This window comes from Pseudoalteromonas luteoviolacea NCIMB 1944 (genome assembly GCF_001625565.1).
GTDB lineage: Bacteria > Pseudomonadota > Gammaproteobacteria > Enterobacterales > Alteromonadaceae > Pseudoalteromonas > Pseudoalteromonas luteoviolacea_F.
Genome location: NZ_AUXS01000016.1, coordinates 463,058 through 481,488 on the forward strand (window position 1 = coordinate 463,058; position 18,431 = coordinate 481,488).

General features: G+C 42.4%; 19 protein-coding genes. All 19 read left to right on the forward strand.

Going from position 1 to position 18,431, the window contains the following annotated elements:
- The 19 genes from N483_RS06865 to N483_RS06955 are packed head-to-tail and all read left to right on the forward strand — an operon-like array spanning position 1 to position 18,430.
- Entirely contained in the window at positions 1-948 is a 948-nt protein-coding gene (locus N483_RS06865; protein ID WP_023401783.1) for an NAD-dependent epimerase/dehydratase family protein, read from the forward strand.
- On the forward strand, positions 945-1,556 hold the full coding sequence (locus tag N483_RS06870) for an SIS domain-containing protein (RefSeq protein WP_023401782.1): 612 nt from the start codon (positions 945-947) through the stop codon (positions 1,554-1,556). The genes N483_RS06865 and N483_RS06870 overlap by 4 nt, the downstream gene beginning before the upstream one ends.
- On the forward strand, positions 1,549-2,544 hold the full coding sequence (locus N483_RS06875; protein WP_023401781.1) for a GDP-mannose 4,6-dehydratase: 996 nt from the start codon (positions 1,549-1,551) through the stop codon (positions 2,542-2,544). Before N483_RS06870 ends, N483_RS06875 begins: the two co-directional genes overlap by 8 nt.
- A 7-nt stretch (positions 2,545-2,551) precedes the next feature.
- Positions 2,552-3,214 carry a class I SAM-dependent methyltransferase gene (locus N483_RS06880; protein WP_023401780.1) on the forward strand — a complete coding sequence of 221 codons (663 nt, stop codon included), beginning with the start codon at positions 2,552-2,554 and terminating at the stop codon, positions 3,212-3,214.
- A 36-nt stretch (positions 3,215-3,250) separates the two neighbouring features.
- Positions 3,251-4,717 carry a GSCFA domain-containing protein gene (locus tag N483_RS06885; RefSeq protein ID WP_023401779.1) on the forward strand — a complete coding sequence of 489 codons (1,467 nt, stop codon included), beginning with the start codon at positions 3,251-3,253 and terminating at the stop codon, positions 4,715-4,717.
- Positions 4,717-5,517, forward strand: a complete 801-nt coding sequence (locus tag N483_RS06890; protein ID WP_023401778.1) for a transketolase — start codon at positions 4,717-4,719, stop codon at positions 5,515-5,517. Before N483_RS06885 ends, N483_RS06890 begins: the two co-directional genes overlap by 1 nt.
- Positions 5,517-6,437 (forward strand): transketolase family protein, encoded by a 921-nt coding sequence (locus N483_RS06895; RefSeq protein WP_023401777.1) that lies wholly within the window; start codon positions 5,517-5,519, stop codon positions 6,435-6,437. The genes N483_RS06890 and N483_RS06895 overlap by 1 nt, the downstream gene beginning before the upstream one ends.
- The gene (locus N483_RS06900) at positions 6,434-7,030 is read left to right on the forward strand and encodes a hypothetical protein (protein ID WP_023401776.1); all 597 of its coding nucleotides are present in this window, start codon (positions 6,434-6,436) and stop codon (positions 7,028-7,030) included. Before N483_RS06895 ends, N483_RS06900 begins: the two co-directional genes overlap by 4 nt.
- Positions 7,027-8,031, forward strand: a complete 1,005-nt coding sequence (locus N483_RS06905) for an aminoglycoside phosphotransferase family protein (RefSeq protein ID WP_023401775.1) — start codon at positions 7,027-7,029, stop codon at positions 8,029-8,031. Before N483_RS06900 ends, N483_RS06905 begins: the two co-directional genes overlap by 4 nt.
- A complete protein-coding gene (locus N483_RS06910) occupies positions 8,028-9,080 on the forward strand; it encodes a zinc-binding dehydrogenase (protein ID WP_023401774.1) in 1,053 nt (350 codons plus the stop codon). Before N483_RS06905 ends, N483_RS06910 begins: the two co-directional genes overlap by 4 nt.
- A 4-nt stretch (positions 9,081-9,084) precedes the next feature.
- Positions 9,085-10,104 (forward strand): radical SAM/SPASM domain-containing protein, encoded by a 1,020-nt coding sequence (locus N483_RS06915; RefSeq protein WP_023401773.1) that lies wholly within the window; start codon positions 9,085-9,087, stop codon positions 10,102-10,104.
- A gap of 54 nt (positions 10,105-10,158) precedes the next feature.
- Positions 10,159-10,803 carry a formyltransferase family protein gene (locus N483_RS06920; protein ID WP_231105426.1) on the forward strand — a complete coding sequence of 215 codons (645 nt, stop codon included), beginning with the start codon at positions 10,159-10,161 and terminating at the stop codon, positions 10,801-10,803.
- Positions 10,800-12,071, forward strand: coding sequence for a hypothetical protein (locus tag N483_RS06925; protein ID WP_023401771.1), 1,272 nt, complete (start codon positions 10,800-10,802; stop codon positions 12,069-12,071). Before N483_RS06920 ends, N483_RS06925 begins: the two co-directional genes overlap by 4 nt.
- Entirely contained in the window at positions 12,064-12,567 is a 504-nt protein-coding gene (locus tag N483_RS06930; protein WP_023401770.1) for a WbuC family cupin fold metalloprotein, read from the forward strand. Before N483_RS06925 ends, N483_RS06930 begins: the two co-directional genes overlap by 8 nt.
- Positions 12,560-13,768, forward strand: a complete 1,209-nt coding sequence (locus N483_RS06935) for a DegT/DnrJ/EryC1/StrS family aminotransferase (protein ID WP_023401769.1) — start codon at positions 12,560-12,562, stop codon at positions 13,766-13,768. The genes N483_RS06930 and N483_RS06935 overlap by 8 nt, the downstream gene beginning before the upstream one ends.
- A 10-nt stretch (positions 13,769-13,778) precedes the next feature.
- Positions 13,779-15,071 (forward strand): class I SAM-dependent methyltransferase, encoded by a 1,293-nt coding sequence (locus N483_RS06940; RefSeq protein ID WP_023401768.1) that lies wholly within the window; start codon positions 13,779-13,781, stop codon positions 15,069-15,071.
- Positions 15,052-16,113, forward strand: coding sequence for a Gfo/Idh/MocA family protein (locus N483_RS06945; RefSeq protein WP_023401767.1), 1,062 nt, complete (start codon positions 15,052-15,054; stop codon positions 16,111-16,113). The genes N483_RS06940 and N483_RS06945 overlap by 20 nt, the downstream gene beginning before the upstream one ends.
- Entirely contained in the window at positions 16,092-16,979 is an 888-nt protein-coding gene (locus tag N483_RS06950; RefSeq protein ID WP_023401766.1) for a sugar nucleotide-binding protein, read from the forward strand. The genes N483_RS06945 and N483_RS06950 overlap by 22 nt, the downstream gene beginning before the upstream one ends.
- Entirely contained in the window at positions 16,967-18,430 is a 1,464-nt protein-coding gene (locus N483_RS06955) for a PfkB family carbohydrate kinase (RefSeq protein WP_023401765.1), read from the forward strand. Before N483_RS06950 ends, N483_RS06955 begins: the two co-directional genes overlap by 13 nt.
- Position 18,431: the final 1 nt, after the last annotated feature.

The window sequence follows — 18,431 nt, forward strand, 5'->3', positions numbered from 1 at the left end:
ATGAAAGAGAAAACGATTTTAGTAACTGGTGCAACAGGCTACAAAGGCACCGTTTTAGTACCTAAGCTTTTAAATAAAGGCTATCGTGTCGTCGCTTTAGACACACAGTGGTTTGGCAACTTCCTACCTACACACCCTAATCTTACTGTTGTAAAAGGTGATGTGAGAGACACTCATTCAATTGATTTAGCTGGTATCGATAGCATTATTCATTTGGCCTCTATCGCCAATGACCCATGTGGCGACTTAAACCCTAAATTAACTTGGGAAGTCAGTGCATTGGCCACTATGCAACTCGCTGATAAAGCCAAAAAGTCTGGCATCAAACAGTTTATTTATGCCTCTTCAGGCAGTGTATACGGCGTTAAAGATGAAGAGCAAGTAACTGAAGACCTGTCTCTTGAACCTATTTCAGAATACAACAAGACCAAAATGGTTGCTGAACGAGTGCTACTGAGCTATGCCGATGATATGGCAGTACAAATCGTTAGGCCCGCAACCGTATGTGGCCTCTCAGCGCGTATGCGCCTTGATGTCTCTGTCAATATGTTGACAATGCAAGCGCTTAAAAACAAGAAGATCACTGTGTTTGGTGGTGCGCAAGTTCGTCCTAATATACACATTGATGATATTACCGACCTGTATATCTATATGCTTGAGCACCCAGAAAAAACTTCTGGCATATTTAATGCTGGTTTTGAAAATATCTCGATCATGGATATTGCCAAAATGGTACAAAGCAAAGTGGATTGCGAAATAGAAGTAACGCCTTCCAATGACCCTAGGTGCTACAGAATCAACTCTGACAAACTATTGGCAACCGGTTTTAAACCTAAAAAGGATGTAAACACCGCCATCGGCGAATTGATCACTGCTTTTGAAAATGGAGAGTTGGAAGATCAAGACCGTTTTTACAACCTAAAGTGGATGCAACGAGAAGTACTATGAGCAATAAACAAGGTGCAGTTTCTGAACTGCCAGTCCAACACCCTGCAGAATCCATAGCGCAAGCGTACACCGATACACTTAGCTGCGTGTTACAACAACTCGATACAAAGCAAATAGCACGACTTGTTGACAGTCTACTGGAAATGAAAAGGCAAAACGGCACCTTATTTATTTGTGGCAATGGGGGCTCAGCAGCCAATGCCATTCACTTAGCTAACGATTTCACTTTTGGCATTAACCCTCAAGGCAATGCCATTAAAGTAGAAGCGCTTGCCGCCAATAGTTCAGTATTAACATGTCTTGGTAACGATATTGGTTACGAAAACATATTCAGTCACCAACTTAAAGTCAAAGCAGGTTCAAATGACCTGTTATTGGTTTTATCGGGTAGTGGCAACTCTCAGAACATCATTAATGCTATCTCACAAGCTCAGACCATTGGGATGACGACTGTCGGCATTCTTGGCTTCAAAGGGGGTAAGGCTAAGCCCATGTTAGACCAAGTATTTCACTTTGATGTTCAAGACATGCAAATCTCAGAAGATACACAAGTTATTATTGGCCATATATTGATGAAAGCGCTTTATCAGGAATTAAAAAATGTCTAATTCTCCTATATTAGTACTGGGAAGCAATTCCTTCTCTGGCGCTTCTTTTTGTGCCCATATGCTCTCTCAAGAGCATCAGGTCATAGCCGCTAGTCGCTCAGAAGAGCCACATACTGCCTTACTGCCTTACAGCTGGCAAAAAAACCGTGACGCACTGGACTTTCATCAGCTTGATTTAAATCATCACTTAGATGAAATTATTGCGCTGGTCAAAAAGCACAAGATCAAACACGTATACAATTTTGCAGCGCAAAGCATGGTTGGACAAAGTTGGGATTACCCTGAACATTGGTTCATGACCAATTGTGTTTCTACTATCCAGCTTCACAACCAACTAAGACATATTGACCACTTAGACAGATATATTCATATCTCGACTCCTGAAGTATATGGCAGCTGTGAAGGGCTAGTACCAGAGCATAGAAATTACAATCCAAGTACGCCATATGCCGTTTCAAGGGCTGCTGCGGATATGAGCTTACACACCTTTTTTGACGTGCATCAGTTTCCTGTGCTTTATACCCGTGCGGCAAACGTTTACGGTGAAGGTCAGCAGCTCTATCGCATCATTCCACGCACCATTTTATTTGCCTTGTTAGGTAAAGTGCTTCCGCTCCATGGTGGAGGACACTCGACTCGCTCCTTCATCCATATTGACGATGTCTCTCGTGCTACCCAAGCCATTGCACAACACGGCCAACTTGGTGATATCTATCACATATCTACCGAGCGAACCATCTCTATTAGAGCGCTGGTTGAGCTACTTTGTGACATGCTACAAGTGCCATTTGAACAAGTTTGTGAAGTTACAGAAGACCGCCTCGGCAAAGATGCTGCATATTTGCTTGATGCAAGAAAACTACGTGACGAGTTAAATTGGCAAGATCAAGTATCGTTAGAAAATGGACTAGAGCGCACAATTGCGTGGGTTCAAAAACACCTTGACGATTTAAAACAACTACCAGATTCATATATTCATAAACCGTGAGAACTCTATGCTAGGACAAGAAATAGACCTATTGAAAAACTACCCAAAGTCAAAACGAGACACTAAGGGCAGAGCGAATGTGATCACCGAAGCTGACAGGGAAATTGCAAGGCAATACGGCAAAGACTTTTTTGATGGCGACCGCACTTATGGCTATGGTGGTTTTAGCTACTTTTCTCGCTTTTGGCAACCGGTTGTTCCTGACTTAAAAGCACATTTTGGATTGAGCGAGCAAACCAGCTTACTGGATGTTGGCTGTGCCAAAGGCTTTATGTTGTACGACTTACAGCAACTTATCCCAGGGATAAAACTACATGGTATAGACATTTCTGAGTATGCACTCGAAAATGCCAAAGAAGAAGTGAAGGATATCCTGACTCAAGGAAATGCAAAATCACTGCCGTTTGACGACAACAGTTTTGACGTTGTGATGTCAATTAACACCATCCACAACTTAGATGAGCAAGAATGTGCGCTTGCGTTAAAGGAAATTGAACGTGTGAGTCGTGGAAAATCCTTCATCACTGTAGATGCCTATCGCAATGATGAAGAAAAAGAGCGCATGCTCGAGTGGGCCTTGACTGCCAAAACTATCATGCATGTTGATGATTGGAAACAATTTTTCCTAGACAACGGCTACACTGGCGATTTTTATTGGTTTATACCTTAAATACGCACTCAACAAATACCTAGCAGGAGAATGACCATGCAAAACTTACTCCTTGGAAATATCCCAAGTCATGAGCGCCTTAACTTAGCGTTGCCTCATTACAACCTCATTGACAACTTAGACAAAAGCTTTGTCACGTTTGGCAGTTGTTTTGCCTCCTCAGTGAGTAGAGGGCTCTGGCGGCTAGGGTTTGACACTTATTTTTCTGAAGAAGAGAGCTTTCACTACTCACCAAATTCGATTAAACAATATTTTGAGCAGCTTTCTTCTTCAGCAAAAGATTTAGAAGATTATGTCGTCCCACTGGAGGATGGCAAGTTTAAATCTGTTGCGACACGGTATGTATCAGAGCCCGGCCAAAGCCTTGAGTCATTTTGTTCGTTTCTAAAAAACTCTAATCAACAAATGAAGCAGCGTATTGAAAAGGCTGACTTTATTGTACTTACTTTGGGCAATGCTACCTATCAAAAACTGAAAACTTCAGGCCTGACACTATGCCATGGTGGTGGATTACCAACCGATTTATATGAAGTCATTAAGAGCCCGTATGAAGAAGTACTCGGTGACCTAACTTCATGCTTAAAGCAATTGAAAGCGTTCAATGCATCTTGTCAGGTTATTCTCACTGTATCTCCACAGAGGTACGGTTGGTTGATGAATGCAAACTTGTCTACTGGCATTAACGAAATTTTAGATTTAGATAAAACGGCAGCCACTAATTGGCTATTAAATAGCAATATTGATAAAGCTAAGCTAAGGCTTGCTATCGACTCCATGATCGAAAGCAATTCTGTCGAGCACATGCATTATTTCCCTTCATTTGAAATCGTTATGGATGAGCTCAGAGATTACGAGGGCTTTAACCATGACGTTAAAGATTTAATGCACGTTAACATGCCAAATACGCCCAACTTCGTTATTAATAAGTTTTTAAACTCATTTTGTGATGAGCAGCTTAGAGAAGTATTAGCTTTCTTTAGAACAACACTCGATATTCTGATTGATATCTATCCGTCACGTCTAAAGAAAATGAGCAGTGAACAGGCAAAAAAATACATTGAAGATAAGCTGCCAATCATCTCAAAATATGTTGATGCAGTGCAGTGTGACAAGCTCGCTGGTTATGTTCTCAGAGGCATGATGATTGCTTTTCCTACCATCACCGCAGAGACTATTACAGCGCATAAATTGAAAAATCTTGAATCGTATTTGTCAGATCCGATGAAAGACAAGATATCACAGATAGCCGCATTACAATCCGAAAGCATATGCGTGATTGGCAATACTCAAGACTTAGATACGCTGTGCAAGTCGTCAGCGCTGTTAAATAAAAATGTAACGCGTATTCTTACCACCAACCAAGATGATAAGCTCTGGGGCATCCCTGTGGAGAGTGTAACTCCTGATACCCACATAGAAGAACAAGTTGTCTTAGTACTGGATGGCAACCTGCAACACCAACTTGAAGAGCAAGGTAAGTTACGCGCGAAGGTAATGATATAATGAAGTACACCGAAACCGCATCACAAATTAGACATACACTGTGTGATGTTTCTAGCAAGACAAAAACGCCCCACCTTGGGAGCTGCCTATCGTGTGTTGATATCTTGGTAGCTCTATATTGGGAGATCATGAATATAGATCCAAAGGCACCGACAATGCCTGATAGAGATTATTTTTTGCTCGGCAAAGGCCATGCAGCCAGTGCGTTGTACACCACTCTGGCCTATCGAGGTTATTTTTCTATAGAGTCTCTATATCAGCATGGTCAAACCAATAGTCAATTTGAAGAACACCCAGGCATTCACGCGCCTGCCGGTGTCGAAACCGTATCAGGCTCATTGGGCCACGCACTTTCTCTGGCTGCAGGTATGGCTCTGAGCACCCGTCTAAGTGGGAAAGAAAATCGCTTTTTCACACTACTTGGTGACGGTGAACTGAACGAAGGAACTATCTGGGAAGCCGCGATGTTTGCCGGGGGGAAAAAATTGAGCAACCTTGTTGCCATTGTCGACTTCAACAAACTTCAAGGTACGGGTGAAAGTTGTGAGATCATGCACTTAGAGCCATTAGAAGACAAATGGTCGGCTTTCGGGTGGCACACAATTCGAGTTGATGGCCATGATATAGCGGCGCTGATCAGCGCTCTTGCAGAAGCAGGCAAGCACGATAAACCGACCTGTATTATCGCCGATACGGTGAAAGGTAAAGGGATTTCCTTTATGGAAAATGACAATAACTGGCACTATCGGATCCCCAAAGCAGAAGAAGTAGAGAAAGCAAAGCAGGAGTTATCAGTCTGATGAGAAATGCATTCGCCAAAGTATTAACGGAACTTGCAAAACAAGACAGCCGACTCTTATTGTATTACGCTGATATTGGCAACCGTCTGTTCAATCCGCTAAAAGAATTTGCCGCCGACAGAGCTATAAATGCGGGTATTGCCGAAGCGAATATGGCTTCTATGGCAGCTGGCAGTGCCATGATGGGGCACAAACCTTTTATTTATACAATTACTCCTTTTACCACTGCCAGAAACTTTGAACAAATAAAAATAGATATCGCTTATCAAAATCAGCCTGTCATTATCGTTGGCACCGGTTCTGGTTTGTCATACGCTAATTTGGGACCAACCCATCATTCGTTTGAAGATATTGCCTTAATGCGTTCGCTTCCCAATATGAATATAGTCTGCCCTGCAGATGCGGACGAACTTGAAATATTAATGCCACAGCTAATTGCGCTTAATAAACCCTGCTATTTTAGGATAGGTAAAAAGAACGAGCCACAGGTTCACCCAAGTCGCCCAGAATTGAAATTTGGCAAAGCACATGTCATGCATCAAGGTGAACAAATCGCGATCATAGCAACTGGTACGATTATGCCATTAGGACAAGCGCTTTATGGCAAATTGGCTGAGTGTGGGCTTTCACCAGAGCTGGTCAGCTTACATACAGTAAAACCGCTCGATAAAGAATATTTGAATGGCTGTATGAGCCGCTTTAAGCATGTGATCACACTTGAGGAGCACAATGTAAATGGGGGTATGGGCAGCGCGGTACTAGAATATTTTAACGATCAAAATCACCAAATAGCGGTGCATCGATTCGGGATCCCTGATCATTTTATTGACCAAGTGCACAGCCCTGACGATGCAAGAGAAAAAGCAGGGCTAACGCTCGACGCTATTTCAAAAAGCCTGACCGAGCGAGGCGTTTTATGATCATTGGCGTTGATTTCGATAATACAATAGCAAACTACACTGGCGTATTTTACCAAGTTGCGCTCGATCTCGGGTGGATCCCAAAACAGACAGGGAAATCCAAACAGGAGGTGAAACAGTATTTCATTTCACAAGACAACGAAAAAAAATGGACCGAGCTACAAGGCATTGTCTACGGAAAAGAAATTTCAAATGCCAAGCCTTACCCTGAGAGCCTCACCCATTTAAAAGCGTTAAAGGCACAAGGGCATCAACTAAAATTAATATCACACAAAACCAAGTACCCTATCATTGGTGATAAAGTCAATTTTCACGATGCGGCCAAAGGGTGGCTTGAAACACATGGTTTTGTCAATTGCCCCAATGCCCCTTTTGATCCGGAACAGGTTTTTTTTAATGAAACCAAAGATAAGAAGGTCATGTTAATTGAATCGTTAGCATGTGACTTCTTTATTGATGACTTAGAAAGCATACTACTACACAAACATTTTCCCGCTGCGTGCAAAGGCATCCTATTCTCACCCGATAAAGTGAGTCAATCACCTCATTTGCAAGCCCAAGCATGGACACAAATTCCAGCACTCATTGTATGATTGAGACCAGTATCCTCAAATGGCTACAGGAAGTAGTCAACAACGAGCAGGTTTTGCTTACCCCGATTAATGGGGGCGCAAACAATCAAGGTTTTCGTGTCAGTTCAGGAACGGAGCAATTCTTTTTAAAGTGCTTTGAACCGCACAATAGCCGCTCACTGTCTAAATTGCGTAATGAATACGCCTTTGCGAGCCACTTATGCAAAGCTGAAATACACAATATTGGTAAACCCATTGCGTACAGTGAGGAATTGAAGGTATCGTTATTCTCATTTATTGATGGCCAGACAATTTCCAAATTAACGGCGAGTCACATAGATGCAGCCTTAGCCTTTATCGAAGTAATTAATACTCCGGCAATCTTTGATGAATCTCTGCCAGTGGCCAGCGAAAGCCCTGCGACCTTATATGGGTTTGTTGACATTATAGACAAACGACTCGAGAGGTTTGCTCAACTGAGCTTAAATGACAATCATCAGTTACAATCGTTGCTTCAAGCCATTGCATCTCGCACCCGGCAAATCGCAGAGACTGTTGAGCCTAGCTGGCATGAGCCGTTGCAAAAAACAATCCTCTCACCTTCGGATTTTGGATTTCACAATGCAATTGAAACATCCTCTGATATATATTTTATCGATTTTGAGTATGCTGGCCGTGACACTGTTTGGAAACTGTTAAGCGATTTTTTTGCTCAGCCTGCAATACCAGTCCCTTTGGAAAATATCACGCGCTTTTTGCAAAGCGCTGTATTTTCACAAATAAGCCAACGAAGGCAAGAATTTGTCACAATTTACGAGCTAACATTGATGAAGTGGTGTTTGATCATGCTCAACGAGTTTATTCCTGTCATTGAACAGCGAAGGCGATTTTCATGGAACAATTCTTGCTTGAACATAAACAATGATGTGCTCAGTCAAAAAAAACAGAGTCAGCTTGAAAAAAGTATGCGCTACTTTGCACATATACCTGAAAAGATTAAAACTTTAGATAAATATCTATGAAAAAACATATGAAAGCCGCCGTGCTTTTTGAAACCGGCAAACCTTTAAAATTGATTTCAAATATTAAAGTACCCGCACTCACAGCCGGACAAGTACGCGTCGAGATCCTTTACAGTGGATTGTGCCACTCCCAATTGATGGAAGTAAAAGGCGGCAGAGGCGAGGACAAATACTTACCTCACTTACTTGGTCATGAGGGCGTAGGTTTTGTCACCGAGGTGGGTGAAGGTGTCACAAAGGTAGCAGTAGGTGACAAAGTCATTATTGGTTGGATCAAAGGCCAAGGACTAGATGCACCCGGGGGGAAATACCCCCATGAAGACTACCTAATTAACTCTGGCAGTGCCACCACACTGACAGAACAATCCATTGTCGCTGAGAACCGCTTGGTAAAACTACCGGAGGGCTTTCCCGAAAAACTCGCAGTACTATTGGGGTGCGCTCTGCCAACAGGACTTGGATTGGTATTTAATGAATTAAAACCACTTCCAAATAAGACCATCGCTGTTTTCGGCCTAGGAGGCATAGGTCTAAGTGCGTTACTAGCGGCGAAATTGAGTCAGCCTACCAAGTTAATTGCCATTGATGTAAACCCAGATAAACTGGCACTTGCGAAACAACTTGGTGCGACACATTGCATCAACTCTTTAGAAGTTGATCCTGTCACCGAAATATACCGTCTCACTGAACAACAAGGTGTAGATTACAGCTTGGAAGCTGGCGGCACTACACAAACGATTGAGCAGGCTTTTGAAAGCGTTCGCGATGGCGGCGGCCAATGTATATTTGCATCTCATCCAAGTGACGACTTAAAAATACAATTAGAGCCGCATGCATTCCACCGCGGAAAGTCGATCCGAGGAAGTTGGGGAGGTGGCGCTCAACCTGATAAAGATATTCCGCTTTTTGCCGATATGTACTTTGAAGGAAGGTTAAACCTAGAGCCTCTGATCAGCAAGGAATACACGCTAGACGAAATCAATGAGGCAATTGACGATCTCGACAATAAAAAAATCGTCAGAGCTTTGATTAAAGTCACGCAAAGGTAATTCTATGAGTGAGAAAAAAATTCCGGTGCCCCATTTACCGCCTAGGTTATTGATGGATCTGTATACTGATTGTAACTTGAAGTGTCCGATGTGCATTGTTCACGGGCAACCAGATGCACCAGAATTAAAGGGGATGCTGAAAAAGAGCATGACATTGGCAAACGCCAAGAAAATTCTCGATGAAGCGATGCCTGCAGCACCCGCTGTTGGCCCCACGCTGTGGAGCGAGCCATTGATGAGCAAAGATATACTCATTCATCTCAAAAGTATGAAAATGAGAAATATGAATATATCCATGAACACAAATGGCTTATTGATGAACAAAAAAATGTCAAAAGCCCTCATTGAGATTGGTGTCGATAGTATTACTGTGAGTGTTGATGCCACGACACCGGATGTCTTAGAACAAGTTCGAGGCATTAAGAACCTAGATAAAATCAAAAATAATCTATTTACTCTGTTAGAGCTACGTGGCGAACACTCATTACCGCGGATCGGGGTTTCTTTGACTAAGCAAGATTGTAACCTACATCAGGTTGATGAATTTGTTGATTATTGGGTCGACATTGTCGATTTTGTTCGCATTGGTGAGATCTTTGAAGAAGGTACTTTTCCTAATGTGTCAGTAGATCATAGCCAACGTAAGCCCTGTCCAGAAATTTACTCGACGATGCCAATTCATACCGATGGCGATGTATCACTTTGCTGCCTTGATGGTTTCAAAGACCAGATCGTCGGCAATGTACTGGAAGACGGTGTATCGGGTGTTTGGAATGGTGATAAACTTAACGAAATCAGACACTACCATGAAACAGGTCAATGGGATAAAGTGCCATTCTGTAAATCATGCGAGCGCTGGTCTTCTTCAGATTACACCGAAGAAGTCATAGGAGAAGTCTTGATCAGACGCTCTACAGAATATACTTTCTATAACGATATCCATAAGCTAAACAACTGGCGTGAAAATTGTCGGCATGAAAGGGAACAGCAATCCCAACAAATAAATATAAAAATGGTGGATTAACTAATGCATGTTGGCATTTTTACTTACCAAACAGGACATTTGAAGACCTATCAAATGATCCAAAAATTTTTGGCAAAATCTTATAAAGTTTCACTTTTTGCATTTCCATTTCAACATAGGCCGCATCAAGCGCGCGCCTTTGAAGAGCGTCCGTATCAAATTATTCCACTAGATATCAAATCGTTCTGTCAAAAAGCTGGTGTGGACTATATTGAAGTCCCAGGGTGGGATGAAACAGGAGCTTCTGTGGTAAACAGCGTCGCACAAAAGCCCGATTACTTTATTACTGTGATCGCCAAGATTATTCCTCAACATTTTATTGACGGCAATACCATTATCAATGCCCACCCTGGCCTTCTGCCTGAAAATAGAGGTGTTGATGCATTTAAATGGTCTATTGTGAATCAAGCACCAGTCGGTATCAGTTTGCATGTAATTAACCGACATATTGATGCCGGACGTGTACTTAAAAGATTGGAAGTACCTGTGATAGCAAGTGACAGCTATGATGATCTATGCGCTCGCGCCTATGACATGGAGTGTGACCTTTTGGCAAACTTTGCACAGTATTTGGATAACAACCAAGCTTGCAACGAAGTCGATATCAATTCACCGCTGAGTAGAAAAAGCATACCCGAAGAACAAAACCAACAATTTGACCTTGTTTTTCAAGAATATAAGAAACGTGTTTGTTTATGAATACCCATTTGAACAATGTCATTTTATATGGCATCAACGGAGTCACTGACCTCCTTTATAACAACTTAGATGGCGATAATATTATTGCTACAACCGATGGCAGTGGTGCTTTCGAAGAGCAGCCAGTGCTTTCACTGGAGCAGCTTACACAGCATAGAGACCGCAATGTCATTATTTGCTCTATTTTTGTTGATGATATTGTTGCATCCCTGCTATCAATTGGCTTTCACATTGAGCAGATTTTCTTTTTCCATATGGTGAACAACCAAATAGAAAGTGCGTGCGACTTTCTTATTTCCCCTTGTCAAAAAGAAGATATCCTATATGCCATCTATGATTTAGGCAGTTCCATCGCAACATTTGACGCAACAAACTTTGCCGTATTGGCTGAGGCCAAACGCATTGAGCTAGGTAAAAAGCATATTCATTTTATTGTTGTACCAAAACGAAACTTTCAACAGAGTATTCGATTACATGCAGTTCATGCTGAAGACGACGTAAATTGGCGAGTGAACCACATCCTGAATCCACTCTTTCAATGTATCAAGTCTACAACCGGGATCAGCTATTTAAACGCGAGGGAAGAATTAAGCGGTATACTTGGTGAATCCGCACACGTATTTCCAAGCAACTTTTCTTTGCAACATACTCAGCCACAGATGGGCTATCCAGAAATCATCGCACAAACGCAAAAAGGGGTTGATGTTGCCCATTTAGAAGCGCCTGCGACAGCAAAAAGATTGGTCGACAACTACATTCAACACCACTGTGCTGACAAACAAATTATTACGATCACCATGCGCGAATACAACATGCATGAGCAGCGTAATAGTTCAGCCGATGGTTGGTCAAAATTTTTGGCAGAGCTCGATACTGACAAATACTATCCAATTATTATTAGAGATACATACCAAGCGACGACACCAATCGCTGAGTCACTATCACATATAGAGCAATTCCCACTTGCATCAATGGACCTAACGGTTAGAGTCGCACTGTATCAGAGAGCATTTCTCAACTTTTCGATCCCCACTGGCCCGGCGTACATGTTTTACTTTATTAAGCCTTGTCCATCTATTGTATTTAGAACATTTAATGAAGAACATTTCTCGACCAGTAAAGTCACAGTGGAGAAAGGCGGATTCTTTTTCGAACAGCAACCTGAATTTAGACACCATGATAATCAACGTGTTTTTTGGGGTGAGGAGAATTACGAGAATATAACCGCAGCTTTCAACGCTTTTGAAAAAGATTTTGTACATGACTAACGTGTTTTTCAATGACCAAAATACCATTGCTTTTGACCAAGCTGGTATTGCACATCTCAAAGAGGTTGCTCACACTCACCCTCAAAAATGTGCGCGATTTTGCCTGCACCACGACAATCAGGCTGGCGTGCAAGAGATGCTTTTAGTCATGCACAGAGACAGTCGATTTGCACCGCACCGCCACCCAAACTACAAATCTGAGTCCATTCATATTGTTGAAGGGAAAATTGGCATGAGTGTGTTTGACCAAAGCGGACAAGTGACACAGCTTAATGTGCTGGCACCTAATGCGCGGTTTTTATTTCGCCTTGAAGGTGGAACATGGCATTTGCCTATCGCACTGAGTGAGTGGGTCGTATTTCACGAAGTGTTTCACGGACCTTATAACAAAGAAAACGACGTCGAATCACTAGTACATTATCAATCAGAAGCGGCAATTAATTCGCTCTACAATCAGTTAATTTCACAATTTAAAGAAATGGAAAGTAATGAGTAAACTTGCAATATTTGGTGGAGAGCCAGCCATACAATCTGCAATGCCAAAACGTGTCGCATTTGGCCAAAATGAAATTACCGCACTCAATAACGCTGTTGAATTTTATTCTGGTGAAAGCGTTGACCCAGGTTACTTTGGTAAATTTGAACACGAATATTGTGAAAAATTTAACCAGTATATGGGAGGTGGCTATACGACTGCCGTGGCTACGGGAACGGCGGCATTATATGTCGCAATTGCCGCTCTAGAACTGCCAAAAAATAGTCATATTGTGATGTCCCCTATCACGGATCCAGGCTCATTCAATGCAGCTGTTTTGCAAGGTTTTAAAGTGTCGTTAGCCGACACAGCAACGAACAGTTTAAACACCAACTGGACACAAATTGAAAAGGTACTAACACCAGAAACCAGTGCCATTCTGCTCGTGCATTGTGCGGGCATTAACGCTGACATCGAAACCATCGCCAAAAATGCCAAAGCAAGAGGCATTAAGCTCATAGAAGACTGCTCACAATCACCAGGTGCAGAGGTCAATGGCAAAAAATTAGGTACTTTTGGTGATATTTGTGCACTTTCCACCATGTACCGCAAAAGCTTGGCTTCAGGTGGCAGCGGTGGGTTGGTATTTACACTGGATCAAAAACTGCACTACAAGTGCCTATCTTATGGCGATCGCGGTAAAGACTTTGAGAATCCTGAGTATCAAGAGCGCAATGCTGAAGGCTATTTATTTCCAGCACTCAACTGGAACACCAATGAGTTGTCATGTGCCATCGGCATCGCTTCTTTGCAGCGACTAGACGATACCATTCGCGATCGCGCTGACTTCTGCAAAGCCTTAACTGATATGATGCAACAGTCAAAATTTTGTACTGTTCCTCCATTTATCGAGGGAACTTCACCCTTTTTCTTGACCGTTTATTTAGAAGATCTCGGCGTCACTAAAACGCAGTTTTGCGATGCGCTGCTTGGCGAAGGTGTCGAGCTAAATCCACATTACAGATTTGTGATCTCACAATGGCCATGGGCAAAACCGTATTTAACCCAGTTTCATCATACCCCAAATGCCCAATCTGCCAGAGATCGATCATTCAATATTTATTTGAATGAAAATTATACCACTGATACAGCCAAAGCTATTTTTGCCGCAATCATCAAAGTCGAAAATTACTTTCTGGATCACCTTAGCAAAGAAATGTAAGAGAATTAATATGAATCAGTGTTTAGAACAAGAAAGCAACCGTCATTACCAACACCGAAACAATTGTCGTTTGTGCCTGAGTACGGACATTCCATTGGCGATCCCATTTGCACCAACCCCAATTGCAGAAAAATATGTCTCTGACCCTAAAGGTGTAAAAACTCCGCTATTCCCCGTAGATCTATATATGTGCAATAACTGTGGTCATGTGCAAATTTTAGATGTGATTGACCCTGAATATTTATGGGCAGATTACACCTATCACTCTGGTCAAACTCAGGGGATTATTGACCATTTTAATGACGTTTCACAACAAATACTTGGTAATTTTGGTCCGTTTAATAAAAAGTTTGTGATCGATGTTGGCAGCAATGACGGTACATTTTTGAAATGCTTCAAGTCGCAAGGATTTAAGGTTCTCGGCATAGATCCAGCAACCGAGATCGCCGCCAAAGCAACCAGTGAAGGCGTTGAAACAATTGCAGATCTAATGACTGAAGCCCGCGGCCAACAGATCCAATCCGAGTACGGACAGGCAGATCTCGTAACTGCATTTAATGTCTTTGCGCACGCAGATGAAATGATTGATTTGCTTAAAGGTATTGTGAAAGTTTTAGATAAAGATGGACTGTTTGTTTTTGAAGTATCATATCTAAAAGATATCATTGATAAAATGCTTATCGGTACTATCTTCCATGAGCATTTATGCAATCACTCATTAAAACCTATGATTGCATTCTTAGCTGCACAGGGGTTAGAAGTATTTGACGTAGAGCATGTCTCAATTCAGGGCGGATCAATCATTGGCTTTGCCCAGCACAAAAATGGCCCTCGCGAAATCAAGCCGTCTGTAGCAGCTATGGTAGAAGCTGAAGACAAGGCAATGCTGCACGAATTGGCAACGATGGAACAATTTGTATCTCGCTTTGACGCAATGAAACAACAAGTACGTGAAACCGTCCAAAATACGTTAGACAAAGGCGGTGTTGTAGCAGGTTATGGTGCGGCACGCAGTGGTCCAATGTTATTAACACAATACGAAATTGGCTCAGATGTTAGTGAGGTTTACGACGATCACAAACAAAAAGTGGGGCTTTTCACACCGGGTGATCTAATCCAAGTTAAGCCGACTCAAACCATTAATGAAACGCAGCCTGAGTTGACCGTTATTTTAGCTTGGATACATGCCAAAGCGATTGTCCGTAAGCATGAAGACTATCTTCAAAATGGTGGCCAATTTTTAACATTAACGCCAACCGTTCAATTAATTAATAAAGATAATTATGCCAACTTCATCGCGTAAAATTCGTTTAGGCTTTATTGGTGCAGGCTTTATTGGACAAATTGCGCATCTTGAAAATTATGCGCAACTGGACAATTGCGAGCTGCATGCAATCGCAGATCTGCGCCCTAACTTACTGAATCAAGTTGCCGACAAATTCGGCATAGAAAACCGCTATGGCTCACATAAAGAGCTACTGGCAGATGAACAAATTGATGCGGTTGTTGTTGTCACTGCACGCGCTCATACGGCAGACGTAGTGCGAGACTGTTTGTTGGCTGGCAAGCATGTCTTCAGTGAAAAGCCTATGGCTGGCAACAGTGAGATAGCGAGCGCTCTAGTTCAGCTCGCAGAGCAACACCAGTTAGTCTATTGTGTGGGTTACATGAAACGCTGTGATGCTGGGGTTATAAAAGCCAAAAGCATATTTGATGAGCTGATGGTTAAAAATACACTCGGTAAGCTTTTACAAGTTAGCGCACAATGTTATATGGGGAATAGCTACTGCAAAGCGGCAGGCTATATCCATGGTGATGAGGCCAGACCAGATATGGTCAGTGAGGCAAATTTTGCACCGAGCTTTTTAAGCGACAACAACAAGTCGCTATTTGCTCGTTATGTCAATGTCCATTCGCATTTATTGAACTTCGTTCGTCACTTTTTAGGCACCAAGCCATCCGTCGAGTACTTCAATACCCTTTCGCCTTTAGCACATGTCTGCGTTATGCGGGCAAATGAGCAGCTAGTAGTGCTGGAAACCGGAGAAGTTGAGCAAAAGGACTGGCAAGAAAGGTGCACATTTATATTCGAACAAGGTCAATTGATAGTCACATTGCCACCAGCCTTATTGCGCAATGTACCTGCCACTATTGAGCTGCAACAAAATGCCGAAGTATCTCAGCGCACCCATTTTCAGGTAGAGTGGTCTTGGGCATTTAAAAATCAAGCAGCTACATTTATAGACAGTGTTCAAAACGGAAATATCAATAACTTGATCAGTGCCAAAGAGGCTTTGGTTGATATTGAATTAGCAGAGGATATATGGAAAAAGCTCAGCAATTAACACCGATTATTTTTGGCGCCAGCGGACTACTCGGCGGACATCTATTCGAGCATTTTCACGCTCAAGATCCAAATACAATTGGTACTTTTGGCCAAAACCCGAAAACGGGGCTAGTCGAGTTTGATTTGGTCAATGGCAATATAGAGACTTTAAATCTGCAACAAGATCGCGGCTATGTTGCAATTATCTGTGCCTCACTGACAAATATTGGCTACATCAACGCAAACCCGCAAGCCAGCTTTGAAATTAATGTCAGTGCGACAGAGCGACTTATTCAATCACTGACGGACAGGCAAATACCGGTCGTGTTTGTTTCATCAGACAACGTCTTTCCTGGTCGTGCAGGTGCTTATACAGACGATAATATGGAAGCACCAGTATCTGAGTATGGAGTGCAAAAGCGTGCTCTTGAAGCAAGGTTGATGACGATCACCCATGGCAATTGTTGCATCGTAAGACTTGCGAAAATTATCGGCCAAGCTGGAAAAGATGGCACCATATTGAATGACATTGTCGGCCAATTGCAATCGGGCAACGAAGTAAAAGCAGCTTCAGATCTGATATTTAACCCCACAGCAGTCCAAGATATTGTGTTTGCAATTGAGCACCTAATTAAAGGTCAATACAAAGGCACCTATAACTTTTGTAATCCTCAAGTTTTTAGCCGATTAGATTTAACAAATATGCTTGCTAAATCGTTGCATATTGACTCAGCTAGTATCACAGATATTAAGTTTTCCGAACTTGATAGCTCAGGTAAAAGGCCTCTCAATACGACCATGATCAATTCCTCTATCTTTGATGGTTTTGACTTTACAAATGTTGAGACCTGTATTCAAAAAGGGTTGAGTTCATGGTGCAAATAGCCACTTCGAAAAAGTGTGTATTGGTACAGGGTAATTTTGACGTATTGCACCCGGGGCATATTCGGCTTTTAAGCTTTGCAAAAGCATGTGGTGACCAATTAGTAGTCGCGGTGAACACGGACAATGCAATGGCGGTAAAAAGCCGGGTCAGTGAACAACATCGTCTAGAGTTGGTTAACTCACTAGAGTGCGTCGACCATGCATTTTTAACTGGCGATACAGCCGAAAAAATTGTAGAACGACTTCAACCCTATGCTGTGGTCAAAGGTAAAGAGTTTGAATGCCGGGAAAACCCAGAACTTGATGCCCTCAAAGTCTATGGCGGTAAATTAATTTTTGGTTCTGGTGAGTTTGAAAGTAATGCTGAGCAGTACATCAAAAAAAATAACCGTGTCGCCAGTAACCTCGACTTTTCTGAGGTGCAAGAATATGCCAAACGTCATAGTATCTTGCCCTCCAGCATTGCCAGTACACTAAACCAAGTTAAACAATTGAATGTATTGGTCATTGGCGAAGTCATTGTCGACGAATATATTCAGGGTACAGCTGTCGGCATGTCTCAAGAGGACCCGACAATTGTGATGACACCGAATAAAACTGAAAAGTTTTTAGGCGGTGCTGCTATCACCGCCGGACACATTAAAGCACTAGGCGCCAAGTCGGTCTCTTTATTCTCTGTAATTGGCAATGATGACGCGGGTGAATACACCAAAGAAAAGGTTTTAAAGTATCAAGTAGACGCACAATTGTTTGTGGATTCAACTCGACCGACACCACTTAAAACCCGCTATCGTGCATCAAATAAAACGTTACTGAGGGTCAACCAAGTACGACAGCACAAAATTGCCAAAGAGCTACAAAGAGATATTCTCGAAAAAATAACCGATGTGATCTCCTCCGTCGATTTACTGGTGTTTTCTGATTTTAATTACGGTGTTTTACCGCAGCCCTTGGTGGAATCCATTGCAGCCTTGTGTCACCAACATGGCATAAACGTGGTGGCAGACAGCCAAACATCTTCACAAGTGGGAGATATTTCTCGCTATCATAATATGGACCTTATCACCCCAACTGAAAGAGAAACACGTGTTGCACTAAATAACCCAGATGATGGCTTAGTGATCCTCGCCAACAAACTGACAAATAGAGCAAGCCCTAAAAACCTTGTTATCACATTAGGTGATGAAGGGATCTTTATTCACGTGCCAGATCATAAGCATAACAGTTGGGAAAATGACAGATTACCGGCCTTAAACCGCAGCGCCATCGATCCAGCCGGTGCTGGCGATTGCTTTTTAGCGGCAAGTGCCTTAGCGCTGTCTGTAAATGCATCTCCTTGGGAAGCATTCTATCTTGGCAGTCTTGCGGCAGCATGCCAAGTCGGCTCTTTAGGTAATACGCCTTTATCTCTCAACGTACTTGAACAAGCAATTTCTGAATCATTTAAGTAAT